Source organism: Flavobacterium sp. (assembly GCF_020217025.1).
GTDB lineage: Bacteria > Bacteroidota > Bacteroidia > Flavobacteriales > Flavobacteriaceae > Flavobacterium.
Map to the genome: position 1 here is coordinate 1 of NZ_JAIWOF010000057.1, position 10,000 is coordinate 10,000.

General features: G+C 33.8%; 8 protein-coding genes, 2 tRNA genes and 1 pseudogene. 5 read left to right on the forward strand and 6 right to left on the reverse strand.

Features of this window, described 5'->3' with window-relative positions:
- From LDL23_RS02620 to serS, 5 genes and pseudogenes are all read right to left on the reverse strand, one after another.
- Nucleotides 1-399: pseudogene (locus LDL23_RS02620) on the reverse strand (magnesium transporter); the annotation flags it as partial.
- Nucleotides 389-1,168: a 16S rRNA (adenine(1518)-N(6)/adenine(1519)-N(6))-dimethyltransferase RsmA gene (gene rsmA / locus LDL23_RS02625; RefSeq protein WP_291264322.1), complete on the reverse strand. Its 780-nt coding sequence runs from the start codon at nucleotides 1,166-1,168 to the stop codon at nucleotides 389-391. The gene rsmA and the pseudogene LDL23_RS02620, both read right to left, overlap by 11 nt.
- Before the next feature lies 1 nt (nucleotide 1,169).
- Nucleotides 1,170-1,496, reverse strand: a complete 327-nt coding sequence (locus LDL23_RS02630) for a DUF4286 family protein (RefSeq protein WP_291264323.1) — start codon at nucleotides 1,494-1,496, stop codon at nucleotides 1,170-1,172.
- Nucleotides 1,497-1,549: 53 nt separating this feature from the next.
- The gene (locus LDL23_RS02635) at nucleotides 1,550-3,331 is read right to left on the reverse strand and encodes a tetratricopeptide repeat protein (protein ID WP_291264324.1); all 1,782 of its coding nucleotides are present in this window, start codon (nucleotides 3,329-3,331) and stop codon (nucleotides 1,550-1,552) included.
- Nucleotides 3,332-3,405: 74 nt separating this feature from the next.
- Entirely contained in the window at nucleotides 3,406-4,677 is a 1,272-nt protein-coding gene (gene serS, locus LDL23_RS02640; RefSeq protein WP_291264325.1) for a serine--tRNA ligase, read from the reverse strand.
- Between the two features lie 243 nt (nucleotides 4,678-4,920).
- Here serS and LDL23_RS02645 point away from each other — a divergent pair, with 243 nt between their 5' ends.
- From LDL23_RS02645 to LDL23_RS02660, 4 genes are all read left to right on the forward strand, one after another.
- Nucleotides 4,921-6,852, forward strand: coding sequence for a M1 family aminopeptidase (locus LDL23_RS02645; RefSeq protein WP_291264326.1), 1,932 nt, complete (start codon nucleotides 4,921-4,923; stop codon nucleotides 6,850-6,852).
- A gap of 70 nt (nucleotides 6,853-6,922) precedes the next feature.
- Nucleotides 6,923-8,248 carry an RIP metalloprotease RseP gene (gene rseP, locus LDL23_RS02650; protein WP_291264327.1) on the forward strand — a complete coding sequence of 442 codons (1,326 nt, stop codon included), beginning with the start codon at nucleotides 6,923-6,925 and terminating at the stop codon, nucleotides 8,246-8,248.
- Nucleotides 8,249-8,320: 72 nt separating this feature from the next.
- Nucleotides 8,321-8,394 (forward strand) — tRNA-Asn (locus tag LDL23_RS02655).
- Between the two features lie 35 nt (nucleotides 8,395-8,429).
- A tRNA-Asn gene (locus tag LDL23_RS02660) sits at nucleotides 8,430-8,503 on the forward strand.
- Nucleotides 8,504-8,543: 40 nt separating this feature from the next.
- Here LDL23_RS02660 and LDL23_RS02665 read toward each other — a convergent pair.
- Nucleotides 8,544-9,137, reverse strand: coding sequence for a 2OG-Fe(II) oxygenase (locus LDL23_RS02665; protein ID WP_291264328.1), 594 nt, complete (start codon nucleotides 9,135-9,137; stop codon nucleotides 8,544-8,546).
- Between the two features lie 241 nt (nucleotides 9,138-9,378).
- On the opposite strand from LDL23_RS02665, the gene LDL23_RS02670 reads away from it, so the two are divergent.
- Nucleotides 9,379-10,000: aldehyde dehydrogenase family protein (locus tag LDL23_RS02670; protein WP_291264329.1), on the forward strand; the 622-nt coding region annotated here is incomplete at its 3' end.

Consider the following 10,000-nt stretch of genomic DNA (forward strand, 5'->3'; position numbering starts at 1 on the left):
TTCATCGTAACGTAATAAATCTACAATGTCTTTGGCGTGTTCAACGTCTTCTAATTCCGAAATTACTTGTTCTTTTTTGTACTGAGGTAATTCGGCAATAATGTCGGCAGCGTCGTCGGTACTTAATTCGTCAAGCTCTTCTGCAATTTCTTTTGGGGAAAGGTTTTTTAAGATTTTTTCACGAACTTCTTCGTCTAATTCTAACAGAATCTCGGCTGTTTTTTCAGAATCTAATGTGTTAAAAATATAACCAGCGCCATAATCATCGAGTTCTTCCATGATTTCGGCAATATCAGCAAAGTGAATATCTTCAAGAAGCAAAAGTAATTCTTGCGACTTGTTTTCACTTATAAGTTGTTCTATTTCAGATAGAAACTCTCTGCTGATTTTAAACTCCATCGGCTGCTATTTTTTGGGTAATATCTATAAATTGTTCCACCGTCAATTGTTCCGGACGGAGGTCAAAGATAGTGTCTAATTTTAAATTATCAGAGAAATTGAATGTTTTTAAGCTGTTTCGCAAGGTTTTTCTTCTTTGTTGAAAAGCAGTTTTTACTACTCGGAAGAATAATTTTTCATCACATGGTAACGAATAATCGGCTTTTCTTCTCAGTCGTAACACACCTGAATCTACTTTTGGTGGCGGATTAAAAACACTTGGCGGAACTGTAAATAAATACTCTGCTTCATAAAAAGCTTGGGTTAAAACCGATAAAATTCCGTAGGTTTTGCTTCCTTTTTTCTCGCAAATTCTTTCAGCTACTTCTTTTTGAAACATCCCAGCAAATTCTGGAATTTGATCGCGCATTTCTAAGGTCTTGAAAACAATTTGTGTCGAAATATTGTAGGGGAAATTGCCAATAATAGCAAATGGTTCGCCATTCAAAACTTCGTTTAAATTGTATTTTAAAAAGTCTTTCGAAATAATATGATTTTCCAATTTTGGATAATGAACGCCCAAATATTCCACCGATTCTTTATCGATTTCAATTACAAAGGTTTCGGTTGGTTTGTCTAATAAATATTTGGTTAAAACACCCATTCCTGGACCAATTTCTAAAATTTTAGAATAGCCTTCTAGCGAAAGTGTGTCGGCAATATCCTTTGCGATGCTTTCGTCTTTTAGAAAATGTTGTCCTAAGTGTTTTTTTGCGGTTACTTTTTCCATTTTAATTTGTTTCTCCGTAGAATTCTTCCATCACCTCTAATTCTGTTCTAAAAGCTAACATTTTATCCGCAAAAAGCTCTAAACCTTCTTGGCGTAATCTTGGCGCGTGATTTTTATAATAATCTTCTAATTTTGCTCTAGAATCTGTAAAATATTGAACAGCGTAGGTTGTTCCTCCCATTTCTTCTTCAACCAAAACGCGAACCATTTTAGCATTGGTAAATAAACCAGTCGCTAAAACATCGTTAATATGTTTGTTTTGCATCCACTTTAACCAAGCGGAATGAATGCTTTCGTCTACGTTTATCGTTACGTTGTATATAATCATTATTCTTATTTAATCGTTTAATTAATATCTTTTCTCTTGCTTATTTTTTTTCTCTAAATCGTCGAATCACCTCGCAAGGTTCTATATTGTTTTCTGCTTTCGGTATAATACAAACTATCGGGATGTTCTAAAACTACTTTTTCGTACAATGCTTTTGCTTTTTCGTTGTCTAAAAGATGTTTTCTATAAATTTCTGCCGAGAAGAATAAAGCTTCATCCTTATAAATTCCGTCTTTGTGATTGTCTAATATGTTTTGAAAATACGTTAAGGCTTTGTTGAAATCTCCTTTTTCTTCATAAATTTTCCCGACTTTGAACAAGGTTCCTTCTTCGATACTTTCTCCTTTGTGTTTTTGCAAAATGGCTAAAAAGAGTTGGAGTGCTTCTTCGTTTTTATTCTGATACAATTTTAAATCCGCTGTTGAATAGGCTTGAAGTGCTACTCGCAAACTGTCTTCGGCCGAATTGTCTTGGATTAGCAAAAACATTTCAATCGCATCATTTGCGATTAACAGACTTGGCGATTGTTTCAAAACTTTCACTTGTTGCAACGTCCAATCGAAATCTTTTTTATAGAAGTTGGCTTTTGCTAATTTCAGACTAGCTTCGTGAGCTAAAACATCATTTTTTAAATTGTCTTCTACTTGTGCATAATACAAAATGGCTTGATTGAATTTTTCATCATACACCATAATATCCGCCAATTCCATTTTAACTTCAGATTGTTCTCTCACATTTAATGGAAGTTTCAAGGTGTTTTGCAACAATTCAATTCCTAATTTCGATTGATTCAAATAAAACGTTTTAAAGTGAGCCGAGAGAATTTGCAAGTCTATTGAATACGGACTAATGCCATATTTTTTCAACAACTCTTGAAGTTTTAAATCAATAGCAGGATAGTCTTTTGAAGTTGCTGATTCCATTTCCATAGAAATTAGAAAATGATGCGCTTGCATTTGTAAATCTAAGTTTTGTGTATTTTCTAAAACAAAACTTAGAATCGTTTTCGCATCTTCATATTGTTTTTCTTCCATTGCCATTTTAGCAAGGGTAACAATATTTATGAATGAATCAGGATTTCTTTTGTAAACTGCTTTCTCTTGAATAAACGCTTTTCCGTATTCTTTTTGTTGGACAAAAAACCAACTCAAAAATTGGTTCCAATATACATCTTGCGACTTTTGAGTTCTTAGCAATAAGTTTTTTCGAATAGTGGCTGCAAAAGAACCATCGGAATCGTCCATTAAATAACGATTCAGCTGATTTTGAACCATCGGAGTTCCGTCAGGAGTGTTGAAACCATAATCTAATAATTTATTTAGCATCAATTCCAAATTACCTAATTGCCCTTGAATCATTGCAGTTTGATAATCGAAATTTAGATTTGGGTTTTTCTTTTGTGCGGTTTCATACGCTTTTAATGCCCAAGGCAACAATACTTTTTTCTCGAATGAATTGGCAATTTGGTAAGCATAATTTGGCTCTTTTTCAATTTCTTGAATGGCTAATTCGTAATTTTTTTCTGCTTTATCCGTATTTTTTTGAAGTTGGTAATTGTAACCAAGTTCAACTAATAGTAAAGGTTGGTTGTATTTGTCTTTTCTTTTGGTAATGGCGTTTTCTGCTTTGTCATATTGTTGCAATTGTTGGTAACATTCTACTACTTTTTGAAAGAAGAAATAATTCGAAGGTTGTTTGGTCGAAATTTCTTCAAATAGAGTAAGTGCTTTTTGAAACTCGCCTTTATCAAAATAGTCCAATGCCAATTGCTCATTCTGTGCCGAAACCCAAAACGAGGACAAAAACAAAATGAAAAAAGCTATTTTTTGCAACATAAATAAAACAAATAATGTACTAAAGTAACACTTTTTAGCGTCAAATTAGTACATTATTTTATAAAGATTAACGTTTAGTTAATGATATCAAATCCTGTATATTTTCTTAAAACTTCAGGAACCACGATGCCTTCAGGCGTTTGATAGTTCTCTAAAATTCCAGCTAATACTCTTGGTAATGCTAATGAACTTCCGTTCAACGTGTGTGCCAATTGGTTTTTACCTTCTTTGTCTTTGAAACGTAATTTTAAACGATTTGCTTGGAAAGTTTCAAAATTAGAAACCGAACTAATTTCTAACCAACGCTCTTGTGCTGTTGAATACACTTCAAAATCATACGTTAAAGCAGAAGCAAAACTCATATCACCACCACATAATCTTAGAATTCGGTATGGTAATTTCAATTCTTGTAAAATTCCTTTTACGTGTTCCACCATTCCATCTAATGCTTCGTAAGATTTATCAGGATGTTCAATGCGAACAATTTCTACTTTGTCAAATTGGTGTAAACGATTTAATCCACGAACGTGAGCACCATAAGAACCTGCTTCGCGACGGAAGCATGGCGTATAACCTGTGCAAAGAACTGGTAAATCATTTTCGTTTAACAACACATCTCTAAAGATATTGGTTACTGGAACTTCAGCTGTTGGAATTAAATATAAATCATCAACACCAACATGGTACATTTGTCCTTCTTTGTCAGGTAATTGACCAGTTCCAAAACCAGAAGCTTCGTTAACCATATGAGGAACTTGGTATTCTAAGTAACCAGCATCGGTGTTTTTATCAAGGAAATAAGTGATTAAAGCGCGTTGTAATTTAGCACATTTTCCTTTGTAAACTGGGAAACCTGCGCCTGTGATTTTAACGCCTAATTCAAAATCAATTAAATCGTATTTTTTAGCTAATTCCCAGTGTGGTAAAGCACCTTCGTGTAATTTCGGAATTTCACCTTCTTGAAAAACGTTTAAGTTTTCTTCAGGTGTTTTCCCTTCTGGAACAATGTCGGCTGGTAAATTAGGTAATTTGTATAATTCTTCTTGTAATTTAGCGGCATACGTGTTTAAAACTTCGGTTAATTCTTTGTCTTTTTCACGAAGTTGAACTGATTTTTCTTTTAAGATTTCAGCTTTTGCTTTTTCGCCACTTTTCATTAAATCTCCAATGTCTTTGGATAGCTTGTTCGACTCGGATTTGATAGTGTCTAATTCAACTTGAGTTGCTCTTCTTTTCTCGTCCAATGCAATTACTTCTTCGATTGCACTTTTAGCATCTAAGTTTTTCTTAGCTAATCGTTTTACTACTTCGTCTTTGTTTTCTCTAATGTACGCTATCTGTAACATAATATATAGGATTTTAAGGATGCAAATTTAAGAAATTGGATTCAGATAATACATAAAAAACGATTTCACTTATATGTTTTTATGAATTGATGAAATTCTTACAAAAAGTAGTATTAAAACGAAGATATTGTTGTATATTCGCTTGATTTTTATGTAAATTGATAATTTTAAGCTTAATTCTATTGGTTTTTAATAAAGTAAAATTACATAAAAGTTCCCCCAAAATTTTATAACCTACAAAAAATGAAAAAAATTACTTTAAGTTTATTACTCTTATTTGGAGTTATCGGTTTTGCCCAAACGGATAATTCTGAATTTGATAGAATGGTAGAAGCAGAAATGAAGTCTGCTTCAGCAACCATAAATTTTAGAGCCAACCCCAATACTCAAAATTATGATATTAGTTATCATGAGTTGCGATTTAATGTAGATCCGAATAATACCACCCCATACATAAGTGGAATAGTTACTACAACTTTTACTGCATTAAGCGATATGAATGTTGTGACTTTTGATATGGCAACTGCTTTAGTAGTGAGTTCAGTAACAATGAATAGTTCTAGTCTAACTTTTAGTCAAAGCAATTACGAGTTGAATATTAATTTACCTGCAACTTTAGTTTCGGGTAATTCTGCAACAGTTGTAATTACGTATGCAGGTTCTCCGCCTCAAGCAGAAGGGGCATTTACTAGAGGAACTCATAGTGGTACTCCAGTGATTTTTACACTTTCTGAACCCTACGGAGCAAGAGATTGGTGGCCTTGTAAACAAGATTTGAATGATAAAGTAAATGCAATAGATGTTTATATTACTGCACCATCTGCTTATGTTAGTGTTTCTAACGGGATAGAGGTTTCTCAAACCGTATCTGGAGCAAATAAAACAACCCATTTCCATCATAATTACCCAATTCCAGCTTATTTAATTGCTATTGCCGTTACAAACTATCAAATTTATAATCAGCAAGGAGGATTAGGAACTGTTGCAAGTCCTTATTTTCCTATTGTGAATTATTTATATCCTGAAAGTTATGCTTCTGCAACTTCTGCAACACAATTAGGAACTACTCCAACAATTATAAATTTATACGAATCTTTATTGGAGCCATATCCATTTAGAAATGAAAAATACGGACATGCTCAATTTGGTTGGGGTGGCGGAATGGAGCATACAACGGTTTCTTTTATGGGGAGTTTCGGAAGAAGTTTAATAGCTCATGAAATGGCACATCAATGGTTTGGCGATAAAATCACATGCGGTTCTTGGAAAGACATTTGGTTAAATGAGGGACTTACAGAATATATGTCTGGATTAGTAGTTGAAAATTTAGACGGAGCTACTCCATTTGTGACATGGAAAACTAATAAAATAAATTCTATTACTTCACAAACTACAGGATATGTCTATCTTCAAGATTCTGATTTAACAAACGTAAATAGAATATTTTCTTCTAGATTAACATATGATAAAGGGTCTATGGTAACGCATATGTTGCGATGGAAATTAGGTGATGTTGCATTTTTTCAGGCGTTAAAAAATTACTTAGCAGATTCTTCACTAGCTTATGGTTATGCGTTGACTGGAGATTTAAAATCACATTTAGAAAATGTATATGGTTCAAGTTTGACGGAGTTTTTCAACGATTGGCTTTACATGCAAGGCTATCCTACATATACCATTACGGCTCAAAATTGGGGTGCTGGTCAGGCAAAAATTACAGTAAGTCAAACACAGTCGCATGCGTCAGTTTCTTTTTTTGAAATGCCTTTAGAAATTAGACTAACAAGTGCTGGAGGTATAAATCATGATGTGGTTGTAAACAACACAGTTAATAATCAAGAATTTGTAGTGCCAGTTCCGTTTGTTGTGGCTGGAGTAACATTTGATCCTAACAAACATATTATTTCTAAAAATAATGTGGTAACATTAGCAAATGCATCTTTTGAATTAGAGCAAACAATTTCAGTTTACCCAAATCCAGCAAATGATGAATTACACATTATGATGCCTACGACTACCCAATTAGAAAAAGTAGAAATTTATAATACGTTGGGGCAATTATTGGCAACACATCAAACAGCAGATTTCAGAATTGACAATTTAAGTTCGGGAATGCATGTTATGAAAATCACCACTTCAGAAGGTGCAATTCATAAAAATTTTATAAAAAAATAGTTCCAAAATAAAATAATGATGAAAAGTAAGGTGAAAACCTTACTTTTGTCGTTTAAATAAATGCATAAAAATGATTCAAGTAGCACAAATATTATTCATATTATCAGTTTTAGTAATTCTTCACGAATTTGGTCACTACATAACGGCTAAAATGTTCAAAGTACGAGTAGAGAAATTTTACTTGTTTATGGATGCTGGTTTTTCTTTAGTGAAAAAGAAAATTGGTGAAACAGAATGGGGAATCGGATGGTTACCATTAGGAGGTTATGTAAAACTTTCAGGAATGATTGACGAAAGTATGGATACAGAACAAATGAATGCTCCTGCAGAACCTTGGGAATTCCGTTCAAAACCAGCTTGGCAACGTTTGATTATTATGTTGGGTGGAATTATCGTGAATGTAATCTTGGCTTGGTTGATTTTTACCATTATGTATGCAACTGTTGGACAGAAATTCATTGCTACTGAAAAAATTCAAGAAAACGGATTAGCATTTGGTGAAGTAGGTCAGAAAGCAGGATTTAGAAATGGCGATAAAATTCTTTCAGTAGATGGAAAACACCAACCAAGTTTTAACCGATTGACATTAGATGTTTTACTTGGTGATAAAGTTGAGGTAGAACGTAATGGTCAAAAAGTAGATGTGATTTTAACCGATGAAATGAAAGGTGAAATCATCAGTAAAGAAGGGAAAGAGTTTGTTGGGCCTCGTTTTTTAGGATCAGTAGTAGATTCTGTAGTTCCAAAATCGCAAGCTGAAATCGCAGGATTAAAAAAAGGGGATAAAATAAAAGCAGTAAACGGAACATTCTTCAATTATTATGATGAATATAAAGAAAATATTTCTAAACATAAAAATGATAGTATTTCCTTATCTATTTTAAGAGGTACCGAAGTATTAACTTTAAAAGCCAAGGTAGATAAAGAAGGGAAATTAGGGTTCTTTAATAAACCCTTAGATAAATCAGATTACGAAGTAAATAATCAATTGTCTTTTGGACAAGCAGTTCCAGCTGCAGTCAAAGAATCTTGGGCATTATTGGTTTACAATGTAAAACAGTTCAAATTAATATTACGTCCTAAAACAGAAGCTTACAAACATGTTCAAAGTCCAATCGGAATTGCACGTCGTTTACCAGATACCTGGGATTGGGAATTCATTTGGAATTTTACCGCTTTATTCTCAATCGGATTAGCCTTTATGAACTTGTTACCAATACCTGGATTAGATGGAGGACACGCTTTATTTACAATAGTTGAAATGATTACGGGGAAAAAATTATCAGACAAAGCAGCAGGTTATGTTCAAACCGCTGGAATGATTATCTTGTTGACCTTAATGGCTTTAACTTTCGGAAAAGATATTTACCAATTAGTGGTAGATAAACTTTTGTAATTTTTTCAATAAAATAATTTGCGATAACAAAAAATCAGTTTATATTTGCACTCGCTAAAAAGATAAATACCTTCCTCCTTAGCTCAGTTGGTTAGAGCATCTGACTGTTAATCAGAGGGTCCTTGGTTCGAGCCCAAGAGGGGGAGCAACTTTTTAGCAAAACATAAACCTTTGAGGTGATTCCTCCTTAGCTCAGTTGGTTAGAGCATCTGACTGTTAATCAGAGGGTCCTTGGTTCGAGCCCAAGAGGGGGAGCAATAAAAAACCGATACAATTTGTATCGGTTTTTTTATTTCTAATCTCGTCTCAACCAACCTGTAACACTCAATCGAGGTTTGTGGCTTTCCAAAACTTCATGAACCAATTCATTACTTTTAAAGAACACTGTTTTTCTATTGGTAGGCGCTATTTTTTGAGTCACATCGCCATCATAAATGCATAATTCGCCACCATCTTCAGGTTGCCAATTTTCGTTCAAGTAGGTAATCATCGAAAACTGTCGGCTCGAATTATCTTGGAATTGGTCTAAATGTTTTCTGTAAAAACTACCTTTATCAAACAAGGCAAAATGAAATTCATAACCTGTAATTCCAGTATAACAGCTGCGGTTCAAATACGATACAAAAGCATCTACTTGATCTAAAAAAGCATTTTCATGTTCGTTGTTGTTTGCTCTATCTAACCAATAAATCGCATCGCTTCGTATTGCCGAATTTTGAGTCAGTTTTGCCGCATTTCCTATTCCGGCAGCTTTTAATAAATTTTGTTCTTTCAATTCAAACAATCTCTTAACCAAGTGTTGCGCCAATTCTTCCGATACAAAATGTTCTACAATGCCTACTTTCGAATCCAAATAACTCGAAATTAAGGTTTCAAAACAATCTTCCATTTTATTTACGTTGTAAAATACCGTACAAAGATATCATTTCCTTTTTTAATTTGGGCGTTCCCACAAGGGTCGGGCTTTCCGTTATAATCTTTGTTTATAAAATTGGGCAATTTTACAAACAAAGGATTTCCACTACAAATGAAATTCACCGAACTCAACTAAAGCTAAAACTGGGTGAGGTAATCCCTAACGCGAACCTCGTTTTCAATTAAAATTAGTATTTTTACAAAAACCTTTCAGCATGCAACATCTTTTAAAAGTTTCAGAAAACACACAGCTTTCATGGTGTAATTTAAGCATTCAAAATCGAATTTCTTTTCTGCCTCAATTAGCTAAACTACTTATAGAAAATAAAGAGGAATACGCAGCCTGCATCACTACTGAAATGCACAAACCCATTTCGCAAGCTATTGCTGAGGTTGAAAAATGTGCGCTTTTATGTAATTACTATTATGAAAATGCCGAATCTTTTTTAGCTACAAAAAACATAAAAACCGAAGCTTCTGAAAGTTTTGTTACCTACGAACCTTTAGGAGTCATTTTAGGCGTAATGCCATGGAATTTTCCGTTTTGGCAAGTATTTCGATTTGCGGTTCCAACACTTATTGCCGGAAATACTGTTGTGGTTAAACACGCAAGTAATGTTCCAAAATCAGCCGAATTAATTCAGAAAATATTCGAGCAAGCGGGTTTTCCAAAAGGTTGTTATCAAGATTTACCAATTCCAAGTAGCGAAGTAGCGAATATCATCGCAAATCCAATCATTAAAGCCGTTTCATTAACCGGAAGCGAACAAGCCGGAATCGCAGTTGCTACAGAAGCTGGAAAACATTTAAAAAAGTGCGTTTTAGAATTAGGCGGAA